Origin of the sequence: Kitasatospora sp. NPDC002227 (assembly GCF_040296285.1) — a bacterium.
Taxonomy (GTDB): Bacteria; Actinomycetota; Actinomycetes; order Streptomycetales; family Streptomycetaceae; genus Kitasatospora.
This window is the reverse complement of sequence record NZ_JBEOWY010000010.1, coordinates 98134-117515: the sequence shown is the minus strand read 5'-3', so window position 1 is coordinate 117515 and position 19382 is coordinate 98134. Positions and strand designations below refer to the sequence as shown.

The window sequence follows — 19382 nt, the reverse complement described above, 5'->3', positions numbered from 1 at the left end:
GCGCGGGCTAAGCGCGGCCGCGGAGGTTGCGGAGGTGTTCGGCGACGGGGGCCAGGGCGGCGTACATCGCGTCGATCTGGGCCGGGGTGAAGCGGTCGATGAAGTGGGCCCGGACGCTGCGGACGTGGTCGGGGGCGACCTTCTGCATGGTGGCCCAGCCCTGTTCGGTGAGGTGGGCGAAGAGGCCGCGGCGGTCGCCGGGACACTCCTGGCGCAGGACCAGGCCGGCCGTCTCCATCCGGGTGATTTGGTGGGAGAGGCGGCTCTTGGACTGGAGGGTGGCGGTGGCCAGGTCGGTCATCCGCATCCGCCGCTCCGGCGCCTCGGAGAGCACGACGAGGATCTCGTAGTCGTTGCTCGCGAGGTTGTGCGGCTGCAGCTCACGGCCGAGCTGGTAGTCGAGGAGCTTGCTCACCTCCAGATGGGCACGCCAGAACTGCTGCTCCTTGGCCGTGAGCCAAGGGGTCTCCTCCTCTGCCGCGCTGGGGGAGGAGGAGACGGCCGCTTCGGGGGTGGGGTGCGTGTCCATCGTGTCCATGAGGACAGCATACCGATATAGTTCAATGTTGTACAATAAGACTTGTCAGCAAGGCGGCGGAGCTCAGAGTCCGAAGCGACGCCCCAGGTCACCAAGGTTACCGAGACCCGGCACGTTGACATTGGGCAGCTGCTGGCCCCCCGAGGCCGCCTGCGGCGACATGACGCCGGGGTGGTCCTGCTCGCCGACCTGCCCCACCGAGCGCTCGGCCATCAGCTGCTCGGAGGACTGCAGCAGCACCTGGCCGGCCCCGATGAACTCGAACTGGTGCTCCTCGCCGGAGGCGCCGCCCAGCCCGGTCAGGTGCCGCAGGCCGCCGAGCACGCCGTGCAGGTACCCGTGGTCGTAGTGGTGGCAGGGCGCCGGGCAGTCGGCCCAGCCGACCAGCGCCTGCGGGTCGACCCGGACGGGTGGGTCGACGAAGACCACCGGTCCGTTGGAGGCGGCGACGAACTTGCCGGTGCCGATCAGGGTCAGGAAGCCCGGGATGATCGACTGCTTGAGCGCCAGGGTCGGCTCGAAGGCCAGCAGGTTGCCCGAGCGCACCGTCAGGTTGCCGTCCTCCAGGTCGTAGGAGTTCAGGTCGAAGGCGCGGTCGGCGAGCAGCAGCTTGCCCCGGCCCTCGGCCACCACCCAGTCGGTGGCGTGCAGCGGGGAGTTGAAGTTGCGCTGGAGCGCGACGTCCAGCGCGCCGCGGCCGATCCCGGAGAAGCGGATGTCGCCGTAGTAGGCGATCATCTTGCCCTTCTGCAGGTAGTACGCGCCGTTGAGGTCCACCGAGAAGGCGTACGGGTTGACGTTGTCGTTCACCGGCAGGGTGTACGCGTCGAAGACCGGCGGGCCGCTCGGCGGCGCCTGCTGCGGCTGCGGCGGGATGGGCATCGCCGTCTGGGTCTGCTGGTACGACTGCTGGACCTGCTGCTGGGAGTACCCCTGGCCGTACGGCTGCCCCCCATGAGGCTGCGGGGGCTGCTGCCCGTACTGCGGCTGCTGGCCGTAGGGGTTCTGCGGCGGGTAGGACATCAGAGCTTCTCCTCGCTCGCCTGCACGTACACCACACCCTGGCCGGACAGCTCCAGCTGGAACGCCTCGCCGGAGCCGCGCCCGATCATGTCGCGCCAACCGAGCGCGCTGGACAGCTTGTTGCGGACGTCGCCGCGGTGCGCCACGTACGCCTGCGGGTCGACGTGGATGGGCTGCTGCGGGGTGATCGGCAGTTCGATCACGCCGCCGTGGGCCATCACCGCGACCGAGCCCTTGCCGCTCAGCTGGGTGGTGAACAGGCCCTGGCCGCTCACCTGGCCGCGGACGATGCCCATCACCCCGCCCTGGGAGCCCATGAACATGGTGGACTGCTGCAGCGAGCCCTCGAAGGCCAGCAGCCGGTCGGCCTCGACGTAGAGGGTCTCGCCGTTCAGTTCGATCAGGTGCACGTGGTGGCCGCCGTGGCCGAACATCACGCTGCCCCGGCCCTCGACCGTCATCAGCGGGGTGTCCTCGTTCGCCACCCGGCGCCCGATCATGGACATCACGCCGCCCTGGCCGCCCATCACGTTCGGCGTGAAGCTGACCTCGCCGGTGTACGCGAGCATCGCGCCGCGCTGGCTGAACACCCGCTGGCCGGGCACCAGGTGGGCCCGGACCATCTTTCCGTTGATCCGCTCGAAGGGCATCAGACCTCACCCCCGAAGGTGACCTTCTCGGACGGCTGCACGTAGACCAGCCCCTCGCCGGTGAACTCGACCTGCATCGCCTCGCCGCCGCCCTCGCCGATCAGGGTGGTCCAGCCGGCGCCGGACTTGAGCGCCCGGTTGAGGTTGCCGGTGTGCGCGACGTACGCACCCGGGTCGACCCGCAGCGGGGTGCCCTGGGAGACCCGGAGCACGATGGCCGGGCCGTTGGAGATCAGGGCGGCCCAGCCGTGGCCCTCCACCTTGGTGGTGAACAGGCCGTTGCCGGAGGCCATGCCGTTCAGGCCGGTGAAGGAGGTGCCGGTGTGCAGGCTCGCCTCGGTGCAGAGCAGGTTGTCCGACTCCACGAAGAGGGTCTCGCCGTTCAGCCGCACGAGGTTGACCTCGGTGGCCTTCTCGGCGAAGAAGCAGGTGCCCTGCCCCTTCACCTCCATGACCGTCATCTGCTCACCGGTGAGGCGCCGGGCCACCATGCCGCGCAGCCCGTCACCGCCGCCGGTGAGCTTCTTGAAACTCATCTGGCCGGTGTACGCGACCATGCTGCCGTTACGGGCCTTGACCGCGTCCCCCGCCAGGTCAACGGCGAGGACCCGGGAGCCCTGGAGTCGAAACTGTGCCACCGGCCGAATGTATCGGCCGGTGGCGGCCCGGCGGGAGAGCCGGACGGGTAACCGGTACCGAGTTGGGACAAATCAGGCCACGGTGACCCGGGCGGACTGCTCGACCTCGAGCAGGGAGGCGGAGTGGCGCTCGGCCTCGAAGGCGACCACGCCGCCGCGCAGGCCGAACAGGCGCTTGGAGAGCAGGATCCAGACCACGGCCGCGATGTTGAGCAGCAGGGTGCAGATCTTCACCGCGCTGACGTGCTCGGAGAGCTCGTACCCCTCCAGCGGGAGGAAGGCGGCGGTGGCGACCACGGTGAGGTACTCGGCCCAGCGGCGGCCGAGCCAGAGGCCGTACGCCTCGACGATCTCGATCAGCGCGTAGGCGAGCAGGGCGACCGCGACGATCAGCAGGGTGTTGTGCTTGTAGTCGAAGGTCTTGCGGATGGTGTCGACGATCGGCGCGTGCTCGAGGTCGTAGTGGAAGTGGTCGGCCACCGGCTTGAAGGTGGTCAGGTTGGTGTCGAAGAAGTCCCGCACCGCGTCCTGGCTGTTGGAGAACTTCCAGACCGCCCAGGCGATCAGCACGATCAGCACCCCGCGCACCAGCCGCTCGAGCGCGAGGAAGCGCAGGACGAAGATGTCGCGCAGCGCCTTGCCGCGGGGCACCAGCGGCGCGTTCTCGGCCGGGCCGGAGCCGTGCGGCTCGCCGAGGGCGAAGTCGCCGCAGCGCAGGCAGCGCCAGGCCTCGCCGAGGGCGGTGTCGGCGCGCAGCCGGGCGTTCAGGGCGGGCTCGGTGGGCGCGTAGGTGGTGTGCCCGCGCCGGGAGCAGGTCCGGCGGTTCCAGTCGATGGCCATGAGTCTTCCCCCGGGGGTCGTTCTGCGGGTGTGGCGGTGAGCAGGATAGTGGCGGGGGACCCCGGCCGGGGTGCGGGTGTTCGATCGGTGATAATGGACGTCGGCTTGTGAGACCGTTCACAAGCCCGTCGAGACGTCTCTTATGAGGTAGCCACCGTGAAGAACAGCAGCGCCGTCCACCGCCTGCGCCTGGTGTCCGGGCCCGAGGGCCTGTCGTTCCTCCTGCTGCTGACTTGCTCGGTGCTCAAGCGCACCACCAGCTTCGACGCGGTCAAGCCGATGGGGTACATCCACGGGGTGCTGTTCGTCTTCTACGTGGTCTTCCTGGCCCTGGCCTGGCAGCAGCAGCGCTGGGACCGCAAGCGCGGCATCCTGCTCTTCGTGCTCGCGGCCCTCCCCACCGGCGGGTTCTTCGCCGAGCGGATGCTGGCCCGCGAGGAGCGCGGCGAGTACCAGGCGCAGCCCGCCGCCTGACCGTACGCACGCCGAAGGCCGGGCCCTCCCCGCGCGGGGAGGGCCCGGCCTTCGGCGTTGGGCGGGGTCAGCCGACGCTGACGGCGCTCCAGGCCGCGGCGACCTGGGCGTACTCGGTGCTGCTCGCACCGTAGAGGCCGGCCGCCGCGTTCAGCGTGGCGGTGCGGGCCGCGTGGTAGTCGGTGGTGGAGGTCATGTAGGTGGTCAGGGCCCGGTACCAGACCTGGAGGGCCTTGTCCCGGCCGATCCCGGCGACGGTGGAGCCGTTGCAGGTCGGCGAGTTGTAGCTGACGCCGTTGACGGTCTTGGCGCCGCTGCCCTCGGACAGCAGGTAGAAGAAGTGGTTGGCGACACCGGACGAGTAGTGCACGTCCAGGTTGCCGACGCCGCTGTACCAGCAGTCCGCCGAGCCGCCGTCCTTGGAGGGCTTGTCCATGTAGCGGAGCGGCGTGCCGTCACCGTTGATGTTGATCAGCTCGCCGATCAGGTAGTCACCCTTGTCGGCGGCCAGGTTGGCGTAGAACTCCACGCCGGTGCCGAGGATGTCCGAGGTGGCCTCGTTGAGGCCGCCGGACTCGCCCGAGTAGTTCAGGTTCGCGGTGTTGGCCGTGACGCCGTGGCTCATCTCGTGGCCCGAGACGTCCAGCTCGGTCAGCGGGTGGGTGTTGCTGGTGCCGTCGCCGTAGGTCATGCAGAAGCAGGAGTCGTCCCAGAAGGCGTTGACGTAGTTCTTGCCGTAGTGGACGCGGCTGTAGGCGCCGACCCCGTTGTTCTTGATGCCGCTGCGGCCGAAGGTGTTCTTGTAGAAGTCCCAGGTCACGGCGGCGCCGTACTGGGCGTCCACGGCGGCGGACTGGTCGCTGGAGACCGTGCCGGTGCCCCAGACGTTGTCGGCGTCGGTGTAGAGGGTGCCCGTGCCGGAGGTCCGGCCCTTCAGGGTGGTGGTGTACTGGCCGCCGCGGGTGGCGTCCTTCAGCTGGTACGTGGAGCCGGTGTAGTTGGTGGTCAGCGGCACGGTGCCGACGAACACGCCCTTGCCGGTGCCGGTCGCGTTGGCGGTCTGGATCTCCTCGTGGGTGGAGAGCACGGCGCCGGTGGTCGCGTCGGTGACGAGCACCTGGCGGCTCGGGGTGCCGTCCGCCCGCATGCCCTCGATGGTGGTGCGGTAGGCCAGGCGCGGGGCGCCCTCGGACGCCCAGACGACGAGGCCGGCCTCGCCGGTCCGGTCGACGGAGGTCAGCGCGGCCGACTCCGAGTCGGCCTTGCCGACCTGGGCCTTGACCGAGCCGTTCGCCTGCGCGGCGGCCTGGGCCGCCGTCAGCTTCGGGGTGAGGCTCGACAGCGCGAGGCTCTGCTTGGTGGCGCGGTCCACCGACTTGATGCTGCCGTTGGCGGCCTCGTGCACCACGAGGTCACCGCCCAGCACCGGGAGGCCGCCGAGCAGGCGCTCGTAGCGCAGGTGACGGGTGCCGTCCGCGTCGACGATCGCGTCCTTGGGGACGAGCTGCTCCTGGGCGCCGAGGCCGAGGGCCTTGGCCGCGGCGCTGGCCTGGGCGCCCGCCTGGGCGATCAGGGCGGCGTGCTGCTGGCCGGCGGCGTTGCCCAGGGCGGGGCTCGGGCTGGCCTGGGCCGCACCGGCGGTGACCTGGATGGCGGCGGCGAGAACGGCAGAGGCAGAGAGAACGGCTCCGACAGTCAGCTTGCGCTTCATGGACGGATTCCTTCCGGTACAACCGCGTGTGCGCGGTCGCATCGCGTTCCGGGGCGCCGGAGTTGGCACCTGCTGGGGCGGAACGGACGCTGACGGGCTGCTCCGTGCGGTCACGCGACAGCCGGCCGGGTGGGGTGGCCGGTCTGTCGAACGGGGCTGGCCAGAAGCATGACAATCGCACCGGTGTAATGACAGGTCTCGGGCAAGAATTGGCAAAGGCCCGCCAAGGAGCTGACGTTGTCGCTCGCCTGAAATGTCATCAGTGAATGTGGTCGAACCCGGGCGAACCGGACAGGCGCTTGAGAGTTTTGACCCGAACCGTGGCTGAATAGCCGTCGAATACGAGTGCGGTCGGTCAGCGGGTTGTACATTGCCGGAACATTGCGTATCGAAGGGATGCCGGGCTGACCGCCTCCGGGCGGTGGCGGGACTCCGCCAATCTCCCCCGCTTGTCCAGCATCGTGGACACCTGGTACTCCGCAGCGGCCGCGCGAGTACGGTGGGGGCGTGGCAAAGCCCCTAGCTCTCGACTTCGACCCGATCGCCCGCGCCGACGAACTGTGGACCAAGCGGTGGGGCGGTGTGCCCTCGATGGGCGCGATCACCTCCGTGATGCGGGCCCACCAGATCCTGCTCTCCCGGGTGGACGCCGTGGTCAAGCCGTACGGGCTCACCTTCGCCCGGTACGAGGCGCTGGTGCTGCTCACCTTCAGCCGGACCGGCCAGCTCTCGCTCTCCAAGATCGGCGAGCGGCTGATGGTGCACCCGACCAGCGTCACCAACACCGTCGACCGCCTGGTGCAGGCCGGCCTGGTCGCCCGCCGCCCGAACCCGCTGGACGGCCGGGGCGTGCTCGCGGCGATCACCGACCGGGGGCGCGAGGTGGTCGAGGCGGCCACCAAGGAACTGATGGCGATCGAGTTCGGCCTGGAGGGCTACGGCCCCGACCAGTGCCGGGAGGTCTTCGACCTGCTGCGCCCGCTGCGGGTCGACGCCGGGGACTTCACGGAGGCCGCGGAGCAGGGGTAGGGGGCGGACAGAACCGCCCGAAGCGGGCGGTTACCCTCAATGGCATGAAGCAGAGTGTGCTGACCCGCTACCGGGCGATGGCGTATGTCACGGGTGTCCTCCTGATCCTGCTCACCCTGGGTGTGATCGCCAAGTACGTGCTCGACATCTCGGGCGCCGCGGGTTTCACCACGGCGGTCGGCATCGCGCACGGCTGGCTGTACGTGGTCTACCTGGTGTTCGCCTTCGACCTGGGCACCAAGGCCAAGTGGCCGATGGGCAAGCTGGCCTGGGTGCTGCTCGCCGGGACCATCCCGACGGCCGCCTTCTTCGTCGAGCGCAAGGTCGCCGCCGAGGTCGCCCCGCTGATCGAGGCCCCCGAGGCCGTCGGCGTCTGACGCCGTCACCCCGGGTCTCCGTCGGGCCGCAGGTCGCCATCGACATTTACTAGGACGTCCGAGTAGTTTGGTAGGACGTCCTAGTAGCTGTGTCGTCCCGCGATCCGGGCCGGCCGTACGGAGTGGAGTTCGGAGTCGATGGACGCCGAGGAGATCGAGGCCGGTCGTCAGCGCTGGCAGCAGCGGTACGACAAGGCCCGCAAGCGTGACGCGGACTTCACCACCCTGAGCGGCGACGACGTCGCCCCCGTCTACGGCCCGCCCGCCGGGCAGCCGGTCGAGGGCTTCGAGCGGATCGGCTGGCCGGGCGAGTACCCGTACACCCGTGGCCTGCACCCGACCGGCTACCGCGGCCGGACGTGGACCATCCGGCAGTTCGCCGGCTTCGGCAACGCCCAGCAGACCAACGAGCGCTACAAGATGATCCTGGAGGCCGGCGGCGGCGGCCTCTCGGTCGCCTTCGACATGCCGACCCTGATGGGCTACGACTCCGACGAGCCCAAGTCGCTCGGCGAGGTCGGCCACTGCGGTGTGGCGATCGACTCGGCGGCCGACATGGAGGTCCTGTTCGACTCCATCCCGCTCGGCGACGTCACCACCTCGATGACGATCAGCGGCCCGGCCGTGCCGATCTTCTGCATGTACCTCGTCGCGGCCGAGCGCCAGGGCGTCGACCCGGCGGTGCTCAACGGCACCCTGCAGACGGACATCTTCAAGGAGTACATCGCGCAGAAGGAGTGGCTCTTCGCCCCCGAGCCGCACCTGCGCCTGATCGGCGACCTGATGGCGTACTGCGCCACGGGCATCCCCGCCTACAAGCCGCTCTCCGTCTCCGGCTACCACATCCGCGAGGCCGGGGCCACGGCCGCGCAGGAGCTCGCCTACACGCTGGCGGACGGCTTCGCCTACGTCGAGCTGGGCCTCTCGCGCGGCCTCGACGTGGACGTCTTCGCGCCGGGCCTGTCCTTCTTCTTCGACGCGCACCTGGACTTCTTCGAGGAGATCGCCAAGTTCCGCGCCGCGCGCCGGATCTGGGCCCGCTGGATGAAGGAGCGCTTCGGCGCCAAGACCGACAAGGCGCAGTGGCTGCGCTTCCACACCCAGACGGCCGGTGTCTCCCTCACCGCGCAGCAGCCGTACAACAACGTGGTGCGCACCGCCGTCGAGGCGCTGTCCGCCGTCCTCGGCGGTACCAACTCGCTGCACACCAACGCGCTCGACGAGACGCTGGCGCTGCCCTCCGAGCAGGCCGCGGAGATCGCGCTGCGGACGCAGCAGGTGCTCATGGAGGAGACCGGCGTCGCCAACGTCGCCGACCCGCTGGGCGGCTCCTGGTACGTCGAGGCGCTCACCGACCGGATCGAGGCGCAGGCCGAGGAGATCTTCGCGAAGATCCTGGCCAAGGGCACCGAGGACCACCCGATCGGGCCGATGACCGCGGGCATCCTGCGGGGCATCGAGGAGGGCTGGTTCACCGGGGAGATCGCGGAGGCGGCCTTCCAGTACCAGCAGTCCCTGGAGAAGGGCGAGAAGCGGGTCGTCGGCGTCAACTGCCACCCGCGGTCGGTCACTCCGGAGCTGGAGATCCTGCGGGTCTCGCACGAGGTGGAGAAGGAGCAGGTCCGCGTCCTGAAGGCCCGCAAGGCCGGGCGGGACGAGGCGGCCGTCCGGGCCGGGCTGGACGCCATGCTCGCTGCCGCTCGCTCGGGCGAGAACATGATCCCGCCGATGCTCGAGGCGGTCCGCGCCGAGGCGACGCTGGGCGAGATCTGCAACACCCTGCGGGACGAGTGGGGGATCTACCGGGAGATCCCCGCTTTCTAGCAGAGAGTCAGTTGCAAACGTCAGGGGCGCGGGGAACTGCGCGCAGCGGTAGGTGGCAGGTCGGTGCCTACCGACTCGCGCAGTTCCCCGCGCCCCTGGGTGTTGCAACTCAAGGAGAGTGCACAAGGCGGAACTCGGTGCCCCCGGTCGGGGCAGGTCCGGCCGTCAGCGTCATGTTGTGGGCCTTGGCGATCTGGCGGGCCATGGCAAGGCCGAGGCCGGAGCCGGGGAGGCGGCGGGCGGCGGTGGAGCGGTAGAAGCGGTCGAAGACGTACGGGAGGTCTTCGGGGGCGATGCCGGGGCCGTGGTCGCGGACGGTCAGGGTAGTGGCGGTCAGGGTGATCTCGACCGGGCCGCCGGGCGGGCTGAACTTGGCGGCGTTGTCGAGCAGGTTGCCCACCAGGCGGGAGAGGCGGGCGGGTACTCCGGACACCGTCGGGTCGTCCAACGCCTGGTAGCTGAAGGTGACTTGAGGCCAGTGGCTGCGGGCGGTGTCGACACAGTGCTCGACCAGCGACGCCAGCCGGACCGACTCGACCAGCTGCTGCGGCTCCTCGTCCCGAGCCAGTTCGATCAGGTCGTTGACCAGGCCGGAGACCTCGCGCAGCTGCCGCTGCAGCCCTGCGGTCGCCCGGGCTCGCTGTTCAGAGGTCAACCGGTCGGCCCGGGCCAGCAGTTCGGCATTGGTGCGCAGCGCCGTGAGCGGCGTGCGCAACTCGTGCGAGGCGTCCGCCACCAGCCGCTTCTGGGCCGTGACGGAGGCCTCCAGGGCATCGAGCATCACGTTGAACGCCCCGGCCAGCCGGGTCAGTTCGTCCTCGCCCCGCCCCGGCGGCAGGCCGATCCGGACGCCCGCGTCCCGCGTCGCGGCGATCCGCTCGGCGGTGGCGGTCAGCCGGGCCACCGGTGCCAGGCCGGTGCGGGCTGCGGCGTAGCCGAGCAGGCCGGCCGCCAGGATGCCGACACCCGCCACCGCCCCCATCAACTCGCCCGCCTGGCGCACCCCTTGCTGCACGGTGTCGGAGCGCAGCGCGACCTGCACCGCCTGCCCGGCGCCGAACGGCGTGGTGAGCATCCGGGCCGGGTGCCCGCTCACCGAGATCTCGCTGTAGTAGCCGGCCCGGCGTCCCGCCGCGACCTCCCGGGTGGCCGGGGTGACCGGCAGCAGGTACGGGGTGCGCGGGTCGGCGGCCGGATCGGCCGGCACGATCTGGGTGCAGGCCGGCGCCGCCAGGTACCCGCACTCGCCGTAGACCACCTGGGGTGGCTCGCCCCGGTGCTGCTGCTGGACCAGGGTGGCGTGCTGAGTCAGGGTGAGATCCAGCTGGTGCACCAACTCGTAGCGGATGATGGTGAATCCGGCCGCGCAGATGCCCAGGGTGACCAGTGCGACGGCCGCCGAGGTGACCAGGGCGAGCCGGGTGCGCAGCGGCCGGCGCCGCCGCCAGGCGGCGTGGGCTCTCATGCGGCGCCCAGCCGGTAGCCGACCCCGTGCACGGTGTGCACCAGCCGCGGTTCGCCGCCCGCCTCCAGCTTGCGGCGCAGGTAACCGACGTACACGGCAAGGGAGTTGGAGTCGGGGCCGAAGTCGGCGCCCCAGACCCGCTCCATGATGAGCTCGCGCGGGAGGGCCTGCTCGGGGTTGAGCAGGAGCAGTTCGAGCAGGGCGAACTCGGTGCGGGAGAAGTCCAGCGCCCGGCCGCCCCGGTGGCCCGTCCGGCCGGCCGGGTCGACGGTGAGGTCGCCGTAGCGCAGCACGTCCGTCTCGGGCGGGGCCGCGCGGCGCAGCAGGGCGCGCAGCCGGGCGGTCAGCTCGTCCAGGGCGAACGGCTTGACCAGGTAGTCGTCGGCGCCCGCGTCCAGCCCGTCCACCCGGTCGCTGACCGAGTCGCGGGCGGTGAGCACCAGGATCGGCACCCCGTCCCCGAGGGCGCGGACCCGGCGGCAGAAGGCCAGGCCGTCGAGGGCGGGCATCATCACGTCGAGCACCACGGCGTCCGGCTGCCAGGCCGTCAGCTCCGCGAGCCCCGCCAGCCCGTCGGCCGCGCCCCTGGTCTCGTACCCCGCCACGGCCAGGCCGTCCTCGACGGCGGCCCGCACCTCGGGGTCGTCGTCCACCACCAGCACCTTCACCTCTGAGGTCATGCGGACAACCTTCTCAAACCGGGTTATTAGAACTCTCTTACCTCGCCTGACGAAGCTCCTCGGCATGACAGAGAACCGCTTGTCCGTGGTGATCGGCGCCGGCGGCACCGGCGGCCACATCTACCCGGGCCTGGCCCTCGCCGAGGCGCTGCGCCGGGCCGACCCGTCGGCCGTGATCTCCTTCGTCGGCACCGAGCGCGGCCTGGAGACCAGGCTCATCCCGGAGGCCGGCCACCGGCTGCACACCGTCGAGATGATCCCCTTCGACTCCTCGCTCGGCCTGCGCCGCTACCTGCTGCCGGCAGCGCTGCTGCGGTCGGGCGCGCGGTGCAGGGAGATCCTGCGGGAGCAGGGTGCCCAGGTCGCGGTGGGCATGGGCGGCTACCCCAGTGCGCCGGTGATCGTCGGCGCCCGGATGGCCGGGCTGCCGAGCGTGGTGCACGAGTCCAACGCCGTGCCCGGCCGGGCCAACCGCTTCGCCGCCCGCCTCACCCCGCACGTGGCGCTGGCCTTCGACCGCACCCGGGCGCACCTCCCTTCAGGCGCACAGGCCGAGACCGTCGGCATGCCGATGGTCGGCGCCGTGGCCGGGCTCGACCGGGCGGCGCTGCGGGGCGAGGCCCGGGCCCGGCTCGGCGTCGGCCCGTACGAGCACCTGGTGGTCTTCAACGGCGGCAGCCTGGGCGCGGCCCGGCTCACCGAGGCGGCGCTCGGCCTGGCCGAGCGCTGGCGGCACCGGCCGGACGTCCGGCTGCTGATCAAGACCGGCCCGGCCGCCCTGCCCGAGGTGCGGGAGCGGCTCGGCCACTCGCCGGTGGCCCGCGCGGTGGCCTACCTGGACCGGATGGACCTGGTGTACGCCGCCGCCGACCTGGTGGTCTGCCGGGCCGGCTCGGCCACCGTCGCCGAGCTGGCCAGCATCGGCGTGCCGTCCGTCCTGGTGCCCTACCCGCACGCGCCGCACGACCACCAGACCCACAACGCCCGGGTGCTCTCCGACGCGGGCGCCGGGCTGCTGCTGCCCGACGGCGAGTGCACCGCTCCGCGGTTGGCCTCACTCGTCGAGCCGCTGCTCGCCGACCCCCGCCGGCTCGACCTGATGAGCCGCGCGGCCGACCCGGGCACCCACGCCCGGGCGGCCGACCTGCTCGCGGCCAAGGTGCTGCGGGTCGCCCTTCCCACCCACCACGCCCTCAGGAGGGCCGCATGAACACGTCTCTGAACGGCACACAGGTCCTGGTCACCGGCGCGGAGGGCTTCATCGGCTCGACGCTGGTCGACCTGCTGGTCGAGCGCGGGGCCCGGGTGCGCGCCCTCGTCCACTACAAGCCGTACGCGGAGCGCGGCCACCTCGCCAAGCACCTGGCCTCCGGCGAGGTCGAGATGCTCGCGGGCGACGTCCGCGACCCGGGGCGGGTGCAGGACGCCGTGGCGGGCTGCGACGTGGTCTTCCACCTCGCCGCACTGATCGGCATCCCGTACTCCTACCTCGCCCCCGAGGCGTACGTGCAGACCAACGTGGTCGGCACCCAGAACGTCGCGGCGGCCTGCCTGCGGGCCGGCGCCACGCTGGTGCACACCTCCACCAGCGAGGTGTACGGCACCGCGATCACCGCCCCGATCAGCGAGGGGCACCCGCTCCAGCCGCAGTCGCCGTACTCGGCCTCGAAGATCGGCGCCGACATGACGGCGCTCTCGTACTGGCACGCCTTCGAGCTGCCGGTGACCGTCGTCCGCCCCTTCAACACCTACGGGCCGCGGCAGTCGGCCCGAGCCGTCATCCCGACGATCCTCTCCCAGCTGCACTCCGGCGCCGAGGAGATCCGGCTCGGCTCGCTCACCCCGACCCGGGACTTCACCTACGTCACCGACACCGCCGAGGGCTTCCTGGCGGCGGCCCTCGCCCCGAAGGCGTACGGCGAGGTGCTCAACCTCGGCACCGGCACCGAGATCTCCATCGGCGACCTCGCCACCTCCCTGATCACCGCCGCCGGCTCCACCGCCCGCGTCGTCCAGGACCCCACCCGCCTGCGCCCCGGCGGCAGCGAGGTCGAACGCCTTCTCTCCGACAACACCAAGGCCCGCACCCTCACCGGCTGGCAGCCCACTGTCTCCCTGACCGAAGGCCTCCAGGCCACCTCCGACTGGGTCGCCGCCAACCTGGACGCCTTCGCCCCGGGCCGCTACCAGGTCTGAGAGCCGTAAACCGCTTCGGGAGTGGGGCGGGCCGTGCCTAGGGTGCGGGCATGGCGATCGAGTTCCTGCGGTACACCGAGGGTGAGGCCGAGCGGCTGGTGGCGTTCCTGGCGGGGGAGGAGTGGCCGTTCCACGGGCGGAGCGCGGTGACGGCGGAGCAGGTGAGTGGATGGCTGGCGGACGGGCTGTTCGAGAGTGCGGAGAGCCGGACGTTCTGGATCGTGGTGGACGGGGAGACGGCCGGGCTGGTCCGGCTCAGTGACCTCGGGGACGAGACGCCGCTGTTCGACCTGCGGCTGGCGGCCGGGCACCGGGGGCGGGGGATCGGGACGCGGGCGGTCGGGTGGCTGACGGCGTACCTGTTCACCGAGTTCCCGGGGGTGGAGCGGATCGAGGGCCACACCCGGCAGGACAACACCGCGATGCGGCGGGCGTTCCGGCGCAACGGCTATCTCAAGGAGGCCCACCACCGCCTCGCCTGGCCGGCTGCCGACGGCAGCCGGCACGACTCGATCGGCTACGGCGTGCTGCGCCGCGACTGGGCGGCGGGGGAGGTCACCCCGCTGGACTGGGAGGACGAGCCGGTCAGCCGGCCAGGGGGCTGAGGAGGAGGGTGGTGAAGCGGTGGATCCAGTCGGTGGTGACGGGTTCGCCGCTGACCAGCATGCGGTGTTCGACGGTGCCGGCGATGGTGTCGAAGATGATGTCGACCTCCTCGCAGGCGGAGTCGTCGTCGAGGTCGGGGCCGAGTTCGCCGCGCTGCTGGGCGAGGGCCCGGCCCTGGCGGACCAGGTGCTTCTGGGGTTCGACGATGCGTTCGCGGATGCGGCGGCGCAGCTCGGGGTCGCGGGTGCCCTCGGCGAAGAGGGCGAGCAGGGCGGCCTGGGTCTCGGGGCGGGCCAGCAGGGCGGCGAACTGGGCGACCACGGCCTCGATGTCGGCCTGCAGGCTGCCCCGGTCGGTCATCTCCAGGGCGTCGAAGAGGCTGGCGACGGCCTCGATGACCAGATCGTTCTTGGAGGGCCAGCGGCGGTAGAGGGTGGTCTTGGCGACCCCGGCGCGGGTGGCGACGTGGCCCATGGTCAGCCCGCCCCAGCCGAGCTCGGCGAGGGCGTCCCGGGTCGCGTCCAGGATGGCGCGGTCAGCGGTGGCGCTGCGCGGCCTGCCCTTGCCTCGCGGGGGGACGGCTGGGGCGGCCGGCTGCCGGGTGGTGGGGGCCACCGAGCCTCCTAGCGATTCATACGGTTCAGACACGGGAAGTTCAGGTTCGGGCGGTTTACTTGCCGGTAACTTCCCCGAGGGTGGCAACGGTAGCGACATGTCGTCCTTCGCGGCAGCCGGAGCGAGCCCGAAAGTGGGGCAGCTCACGTCTTCAGGGGCCGGGGCGGGCTTGCGGCAGGGGGTCCTGGTGCAGATACGCTACGACTCGTAGCGAAAGAGCGACAACCACGCGGTGCGTGCCCAAGGGATCGGGCCCCCGCGAGGCGCGGGTGGGGACCCGCGCCGGAGCTCGGCTGACAGAGTGGGCCGTCGGTGGGTGGGAGAGACCCCCGGACGGCGCTCGTGGGGGAAGTGCAGGGGAAGAAGCGCGCGGCTTTCGAGCCCGGGTACGACCTTTCCCAGTGGTTGGCGCCCGCCAGCCGCGCGGACGGGGGAGGATAGTGCCATGCAGCCACGGAATTCGCGTCTCAACAGCTCCGCCCTGCGCGGTGCGGTCGACCTCGCCGCAGTCAAGGCGGCCGGGGAGGCCGCTCAGAAGGCCGAGCAGGCCCGGGCCGAGCGGGCCCGGCAGGCCGCCGCCGCGGAGGCGGACGGCATCGCCCCGGCCGGGGTCCCGTACCCGCTCGTCATCGATGTCACCGAGGACACCTTCGAGGCCGAGGTCGTGCAGCGCTCGGCCGAGGTGCCGGTCGTGGTGGACTTCTGGGCCGAGTGGTGCGGCCCGTGCAAGCAGCTCAGCCCGGTGCTGGAGAAGCTGGCCGAGGAGTACGCCGGCCGGATCGTGCTCGCCAAGATCGACGTGGACGCCAACCAGCTGATCGCCCAGCAGTTCGGCATCCAGGGCATCCCGGCCGTGATGGCCGTGGTCGCGGGCCAGCTGGTGCCGCTCTTCCAGGGCGCCGAGCGCGAGGACAACGTCCGCAAGATCCTGGACCAGCTGATCGCCGTGGCCGAGCAGCGGTTCGGGATCGTCGGCGGCACCGGCGAGGGAGCCCCGGTGGGCGAGTACGCCCCCGCCGAGCCGGAGGACCCGGCCCTGTCGGCCGCTCACGAGGCGCTGGACCGGGGTGACCTGGGCGGCGCGGTGCAGGCCTACCAGAACGTGCTGGTCGAGCAGCCGGGCAACGCCGAGGCCAAGCTGGGCCTGGCCCAGGCGCAGCTGCTGCACCGGGTCGAGTCCTTCGATCCGCAGGCCGTCCGCACGGCGGCCGCCGCCGACCCGAAGGACGTCGCGGCGCAGCTGGACGCGGCCGACCTGGACTTGGTGGGCGGGCACGTCGAGGACGCCTTCGGGCGCCTGGTCGACACCGTCGGCCGGACGGCGGGGGAGGACCGGGACGCCGCGCGGGTGCGCCTCCTGGAGCTCTTCGAGGTGATCGGCCCGGAGGATCCGCGGGTCACCGCGGCCCGTGGCGCACTGGCCCGGGTGCTGTTCTAGGAAGGGCCCGGCGGGGCGGTTCGTAGGCCCCGTTTGGCACGGCCGATGACCTGCGGTGTCGCTGGAGATTTGGCGACAAAGCGGGCGTAGGCACCGAGGTTTACCAAATCTTGACAAGGCTCCTCGGCGGTCACGGAAGGTGGCCGCCGAGGGGTGTTTCGCCCTTGTTTCCAAGGGATTGCGTCGTCACGAATCCTCCATGAGGTCACGCTGAGTAGGGCGGCCTTCGATTCCATGATCGACGTTATCCGTTGTTGGATTACCCGTCAGTAATGAACCCCTTGTGCTTCGCCCGGGATTCAAGCACGATCGGCGACGCCTGGTCCCCTCGTTTCCGCGAGGGGGTCCCCACCGGGCAGCCGAAGGCTCCGGCCGGAGGCGGCGAGGCGCAGGGGGGTATCCGCAGATCCCACACCGCGGTTCCTGTGTCTCAGAAGCGGTCGCGCAGCCCGCGCGGTCGTTTTGGTTGTCGCTCGGGGGTGATCGCCGGTGTCGTCGGTCGTGCCCGCTGCCGTGGAGGCAGCCGGTGCCGGGAACGGGAGTGCCGCAACCGCGGCCGCTGCCGCGCTCGCCGATGCCCCAAGCGCTCTCCGCTACCGAGGACGTAGCTCTCTCCCATCCCAGGCCAACTCCCGTGCGGGGCGTGGCTGGAGATGTACGTCCTAGAAGGAGGACACGCATGTCCCAGACTTACGGCAAGACCAGCTGGAAGCGCTTCGCCCTGGTGATGGTGCCCAGCATCGCCGCCACCGCCGCGATCGGCGTCGGCCTGGCGAGCAGCGCGCTGGCTGCCTCGTTCAGCGTCTCTGGCCAGGACTTCAAGGTCACCGTCGCCGACCTCGACGGCACCAACTTCGCCCAGTACGGCGGCGTCGACAACGGTCTCGGTGCGAAGCACCCGATCGCCGTCTCGGCCTTCGACACGGCCACGCTCACCAACCTGTGCCAGTCGGTCACCACCGACCTCAGCGCGCTGCACCTGGGGACGTGGACCCTCAAGCTGAAGGCGGGCGGCGACGGCACCCCGGCCACGGCCACCAACATGCTGATCGGCCTGGAGAACCTCAGCGCCGACGCGACCTTCGACAACCCGGACGCCGCCGGCAAGCCGCAGGCGCTCGGCGGCATCAACATCGGCCAGGACGCCTCCACCGTTGGCGGCTTCTCGAAGGGCCAGGTCGGCGGCTTCGGCCAGTACGCCCCGCACGCCCACCTGACCAACGTGAAGCAGACCGCCTGGTCGACCTCGGCCGGTACCTTCAAGCTGCCGGGCCTGCACCTGTCGGTTGCCCAGAAGGACGGCAACGAGCCCGGCAACGAGTGCTACTGAGCCGCTGAGGCCGTCGGCCCGGCCGACGGCCACCAGGGCACCAGGGTCGGGGGCAGTGCAGTCCGCTGCTCCCGGCCCGCACCATCGGAAATCCCCCTCGTACCCATCATCGAGGAGCAGCAACGTGTCCAGCGCAACCGCCAACGAGTGGCCCGACCAGGCCGACGCCCCGGCCAAGCCGATGGGCCGGTTCCGGTCCTGGCGCCGCACCCGTCCGTTCTGGGGTGGTCTGCTGGCCCTGTTCGCGGGCTTCCCGATCATGTACTTCCCGTATGCCAAGCTGCACATCGGCCAGCTGACGATGACCATGGCGACCACCGCGGGGGCGGGCTCCCTGATCATCGGTGTGCTCCTGATCTCGCTCGGGATCACCGCGTGGTTCCAGCCGCTGGTGAGGGTCTTCTGCGGAATCGCGGTCACCGTGCTCTCGCTGGTCTCGGTGCCGGTCTCCAACCTCGGCGGTTTCGGCTTCGGCCTGATCTTCGGGCTGCTCGGTGGCGGCCTGCTGTGTGCCTGGGCGCCGCTGAAGGCGCAGCCGGATGCCGAGCCGGTGGCTGAGACGGCGGCGGCCGAGACCGCGGCACCGATGGCCGAGGAGGGGCAGTGACAGCCGGGGAGGGCAAGGTGCCGGGCCCCCGGCACGCCGTGCCGCGGGTGAGCACCCGCAACCGGCTGCGCGGCAAGGCGATCGCGATAGCCGCGATGCCGACCGCGCTGCTGATGGGCACCATCCCGACCCTGGCGATGGCGGCGGACACGCCGAAGAGCCAGACCTGCGCGACCTCGCCGGACACGGTGCTCGAAGAGATCCCCGTACCCAAGAGCGAGATCACGCCGATCCCGGACACGCACACCCCGGGCACCCCGACCCAGGCGCCGACACCCCTCCCGGGTACGCCCACCCCGGGCCCGGCCACGCCCAGCGCGCCCGTGAGCAGCTCGCCGACCGCCGCTCCGGTGGTCTCCCACCAGCCGCCCGCGCCGCGCGCGGTGACGGCCGCTCAGGCGGCCGACACGGCCGTGCGGCAGGCCGCGCCGAGCCCGAGCCCTAGTGCGAGCGCCGCGCGCGCCGCCGTGAAGGCGGACGACCTCTGGGGCGACATCCTCGACGTCCTGAAGCTAGGCCACCCGACCACGCCGACGCCGACCGCGCCGACCACCAAGGCGCCGGCTCCGCCCGCCCCGCCCGCTCCGCCGGCCCCGGTGCCCGGCACCCCGAGCAGCGCCCCGAGCACCCCCGCGCAGCGGACGGCCGACCCGGCCCCCCGGGCGGCCGAGGTGCCTACGGCGAGCCCGAGCGCCACCGCCTCCGAGCCCGCGGCCCCGGCATCCACCGCCGCCAAGGCGCCGAGCGGCAAGGCGGCCACCCACGCGTCGTCCGCGCCGACGGCCAAGAACCCCAACTGCCAGGTGGACTCCCGCGCGCTCAAGGCGAACAGCGCCGAGCCGGGTGTCGTGGTGCCGGAGCAGAACTGGACGCTGCGCACGACCACGCTGGGCCTGAACCACGCGCAGTTCTACGGTGTGGTGGACGTGCGGACGGCGACCACCACCAAGCGGGTGCTGAAGTTCGTGGTGCAGAACGTCGACATCGAGAACCTCGACATGTCGACTCTCGAGGGCAACGGCATGACCTTCCACGTGAAGAGCCGCCCGGGCTCGACCTCGACCATGCGCCACGGGCCGATCACGATGTACGTGGAGAGCCTCTCCGGCCACCTCAGCAAGGTGCTCGGGCTGCCGATCCTGATCGACCTCGGGCCGATCACGCTGACCCCCGACACCCTGCCGCAGTGGCTGTACGACCTGATCGGCGCGGTGCCGATCCCGCTGGACCTGGAGATGAAGCAGGTCACCGCCGTCCAGGCGGGCCAGTTCGGCGGCGCGCTGACCATCCCGGGCATGCGGATGTTCAACGACGACACGCCGTACTAGCCGTACCTGTCGT

20 protein-coding genes are annotated in these 19382 nt (G+C 71.4%); 11 read left to right on the top strand and 9 right to left on the bottom strand.

The annotated features are described in order from the left end of the window. Positions 1-7: 7 nt before the first annotated feature. From ABT095_RS11905 to ABT095_RS11885, 5 genes are all read right to left on the bottom strand, one after another. Positions 8-529 (bottom strand): MarR family winged helix-turn-helix transcriptional regulator, encoded by a 522-nt coding sequence (locus ABT095_RS11905; RefSeq protein WP_350529286.1) that lies wholly within the window; start codon positions 527-529, stop codon positions 8-10. A 72-nt stretch (positions 530-601) separates the two neighbouring features. Then, positions 602-1420, bottom strand: a complete 819-nt coding sequence (locus ABT095_RS11900) for an AIM24 family protein (RefSeq protein ID WP_350529285.1) — start codon at positions 1418-1420, stop codon at positions 602-604. Between the two features lie 140 nt (positions 1421-1560). Next, the gene (locus ABT095_RS11895; RefSeq protein ID WP_350529209.1) at positions 1561-2211 is read right to left on the bottom strand and encodes an AIM24 family protein; all 651 of its coding nucleotides are present in this window, start codon (positions 2209-2211) and stop codon (positions 1561-1563) included. After that, on the bottom strand, positions 2211-2849 hold the full coding sequence (locus tag ABT095_RS11890) for an AIM24 family protein (RefSeq protein WP_350529208.1): 639 nt from the start codon (positions 2847-2849) through the stop codon (positions 2211-2213). The genes ABT095_RS11895 and ABT095_RS11890 overlap by 1 nt, the downstream gene beginning before the upstream one ends. A gap of 72 nt (positions 2850-2921) precedes the next feature. Then, entirely contained in the window at positions 2922-3689 is a 768-nt protein-coding gene (locus tag ABT095_RS11885) for a DUF2127 domain-containing protein (RefSeq protein WP_350529207.1), read from the bottom strand. A gap of 156 nt (positions 3690-3845) precedes the next feature. Between ABT095_RS11885 and ABT095_RS11880 the strand changes: the two genes are divergently transcribed. Then, the gene (locus ABT095_RS11880; protein WP_350529206.1) at positions 3846-4163 is read left to right on the top strand and encodes a DUF3817 domain-containing protein; all 318 of its coding nucleotides are present in this window, start codon (positions 3846-3848) and stop codon (positions 4161-4163) included. A gap of 67 nt (positions 4164-4230) precedes the next feature. Here the strand turns inward: ABT095_RS11880 and ABT095_RS11875 are convergent, their stop codons facing one another. Continuing rightward, the gene (locus tag ABT095_RS11875) at positions 4231-5874 is read right to left on the bottom strand and encodes a M4 family metallopeptidase (RefSeq protein WP_350529205.1); all 1644 of its coding nucleotides are present in this window, start codon (positions 5872-5874) and stop codon (positions 4231-4233) included. A gap of 507 nt (positions 5875-6381) precedes the next feature. Here ABT095_RS11875 and ABT095_RS11870 point away from each other — a divergent pair. From ABT095_RS11870 to icmA, 3 genes are all read left to right on the top strand, one after another. Next, positions 6382-6903, top strand: a complete 522-nt coding sequence (locus ABT095_RS11870) for a MarR family winged helix-turn-helix transcriptional regulator (RefSeq protein ID WP_350529204.1) — start codon at positions 6382-6384, stop codon at positions 6901-6903. A 44-nt stretch (positions 6904-6947) separates the two neighbouring features. Further along, positions 6948-7280 (top strand): DUF3817 domain-containing protein, encoded by a 333-nt coding sequence (locus ABT095_RS11865; protein WP_350529203.1) that lies wholly within the window; start codon positions 6948-6950, stop codon positions 7278-7280. A gap of 138 nt (positions 7281-7418) precedes the next feature. After that, positions 7419-9104 carry a coenzyme B12-dependent isobutyryl-CoA mutase large subunit gene (icmA, locus tag ABT095_RS11860; protein WP_350529202.1) on the top strand — a complete coding sequence of 562 codons (1686 nt, stop codon included), beginning with the start codon at positions 7419-7421 and terminating at the stop codon, positions 9102-9104. A 109-nt stretch (positions 9105-9213) separates the two neighbouring features. Here icmA and ABT095_RS11855 read toward each other — a convergent pair whose 3' ends face one another. Continuing rightward, on the bottom strand, positions 9214-10569 hold the full coding sequence (locus ABT095_RS11855) for a sensor histidine kinase (protein ID WP_350529201.1): 1356 nt from the start codon (positions 10567-10569) through the stop codon (positions 9214-9216). Beyond that, entirely contained in the window at positions 10566-11249 is a 684-nt protein-coding gene (locus ABT095_RS11850) for a response regulator transcription factor (RefSeq protein WP_350529200.1), read from the bottom strand. The genes ABT095_RS11855 and ABT095_RS11850 overlap by 4 nt, the downstream gene beginning before the upstream one ends. Positions 11250-11313: 64 nt before the next feature. Between ABT095_RS11850 and ABT095_RS11845 the strand changes: the two genes are divergently transcribed. Genes ABT095_RS11845 through ABT095_RS11835 form a run of 3 tightly spaced genes read left to right on the top strand, consistent with a single transcriptional unit; the run spans position 11314 to position 14050 of the window. Next, entirely contained in the window at positions 11314-12459 is a 1146-nt protein-coding gene (locus ABT095_RS11845) for a UDP-N-acetylglucosamine--N-acetylmuramyl-(pentapeptide) pyrophosphoryl-undecaprenol N-acetylglucosamine transferase (protein ID WP_350529199.1), read from the top strand. Continuing rightward, positions 12456-13445: an SDR family NAD(P)-dependent oxidoreductase gene (locus tag ABT095_RS11840; RefSeq protein ID WP_350529198.1), complete on the top strand. Its 990-nt coding sequence runs from the start codon at positions 12456-12458 to the stop codon at positions 13443-13445. Before ABT095_RS11845 ends, ABT095_RS11840 begins: the two co-directional genes overlap by 4 nt. A gap of 50 nt (positions 13446-13495) precedes the next feature. Beyond that, entirely contained in the window at positions 13496-14050 is a 555-nt protein-coding gene (locus tag ABT095_RS11835) for a GNAT family N-acetyltransferase (protein ID WP_350529197.1), read from the top strand. Here the strand turns inward: ABT095_RS11835 and ABT095_RS11830 are convergent. Further along, entirely contained in the window at positions 14031-14666 is a 636-nt protein-coding gene (locus ABT095_RS11830) for a TetR/AcrR family transcriptional regulator (RefSeq protein ID WP_350529196.1), read from the bottom strand. The two genes, ABT095_RS11835 and ABT095_RS11830, sit on opposite strands and share 20 nt — an antisense overlap. Positions 14667-15111: 445 nt before the next feature. Here ABT095_RS11830 and trxA point away from each other — a divergent pair, with 445 nt between their 5' ends. The 4 genes from trxA to ABT095_RS11810 all read left to right on the top strand — a co-directional run bounded on the left by trxA (position 15112) and on the right by ABT095_RS11810 (position 19369). Continuing rightward, positions 15112-16104, top strand: a complete 993-nt coding sequence (trxA, locus tag ABT095_RS11825) for a thioredoxin (protein ID WP_350529195.1) — start codon at positions 15112-15114, stop codon at positions 16102-16104. A gap of 679 nt (positions 16105-16783) precedes the next feature. Continuing rightward, positions 16784-17434 carry a DUF6230 family protein gene (locus tag ABT095_RS11820; RefSeq protein WP_350529194.1) on the top strand — a complete coding sequence of 217 codons (651 nt, stop codon included), beginning with the start codon at positions 16784-16786 and terminating at the stop codon, positions 17432-17434. Between the two features lie 124 nt (positions 17435-17558). After that, on the top strand, positions 17559-18041 hold the full coding sequence (locus ABT095_RS11815) for a DUF6114 domain-containing protein (RefSeq protein ID WP_350529193.1): 483 nt from the start codon (positions 17559-17561) through the stop codon (positions 18039-18041). Further along, a complete protein-coding gene (locus tag ABT095_RS11810) occupies positions 18038-19369 on the top strand; it encodes a hypothetical protein (protein WP_350529192.1) in 1332 nt (443 codons plus the stop codon). The genes ABT095_RS11815 and ABT095_RS11810 overlap by 4 nt, the downstream gene beginning before the upstream one ends. Positions 19370-19382 lie beyond the last annotated feature (13 nt).

Coding starts and splice junctions, on each gene's coding strand:
- ABT095_RS11840 (WP_350529198.1), top strand. CDS start 12,456: ATGAACACGTCTCTGAACGGCACACAGGTCCTGGTCACCGGCGCGGAG.
- ABT095_RS11855 (WP_350529201.1), bottom strand. CDS start 10,569: ATGAGAGCCCACGCCGCCTGGCGGCGGCGCCGGCCGCTGCGCACCCGG.
- ABT095_RS11845 (WP_350529199.1), top strand. CDS start 11,314: ATGACAGAGAACCGCTTGTCCGTGGTGATCGGCGCCGGCGGCACCGGC.
- ABT095_RS11900 (WP_350529285.1), bottom strand. CDS start 1,420: ATGCCCATCCCGCCGCAGCCGCAGCAGGCGCCGCCGAGCGGCCCGCCG.
- ABT095_RS11885 (WP_350529207.1), bottom strand. CDS start 3,689: ATGGCCATCGACTGGAACCGCCGGACCTGCTCCCGGCGCGGGCACACC.
- ABT095_RS11905 (WP_350529286.1), bottom strand. CDS start 529: ATGGACACGCACCCCACCCCCGAAGCGGCCGTCTCCTCCTCCCCCAGC.
- icmA (WP_350529202.1), top strand. CDS start 7,419: ATGGACGCCGAGGAGATCGAGGCCGGTCGTCAGCGCTGGCAGCAGCGG.
- ABT095_RS11820 (WP_350529194.1), top strand. CDS start 16,784: ATGTCCCAGACTTACGGCAAGACCAGCTGGAAGCGCTTCGCCCTGGTG.
- ABT095_RS11865 (WP_350529203.1), top strand. CDS start 6,948: ATGAAGCAGAGTGTGCTGACCCGCTACCGGGCGATGGCGTATGTCACG.
- ABT095_RS11850 (WP_350529200.1), bottom strand. CDS start 11,249: ATGACCTCAGAGGTGAAGGTGCTGGTGGTGGACGACGACCCCGAGGTG.
- ABT095_RS11875 (WP_350529205.1), bottom strand. CDS start 5,874: ATGAAGCGCAAGCTGACTGTCGGAGCCGTTCTCTCTGCCTCTGCCGTT.
- ABT095_RS11895 (WP_350529209.1), bottom strand. CDS start 2,211: ATGCCCTTCGAGCGGATCAACGGAAAGATGGTCCGGGCCCACCTGGTG.
- ABT095_RS11835 (WP_350529197.1), top strand. CDS start 13,496: ATGGCGATCGAGTTCCTGCGGTACACCGAGGGTGAGGCCGAGCGGCTG.
- trxA (WP_350529195.1), top strand. CDS start 15,112: ATGCAGCCACGGAATTCGCGTCTCAACAGCTCCGCCCTGCGCGGTGCG.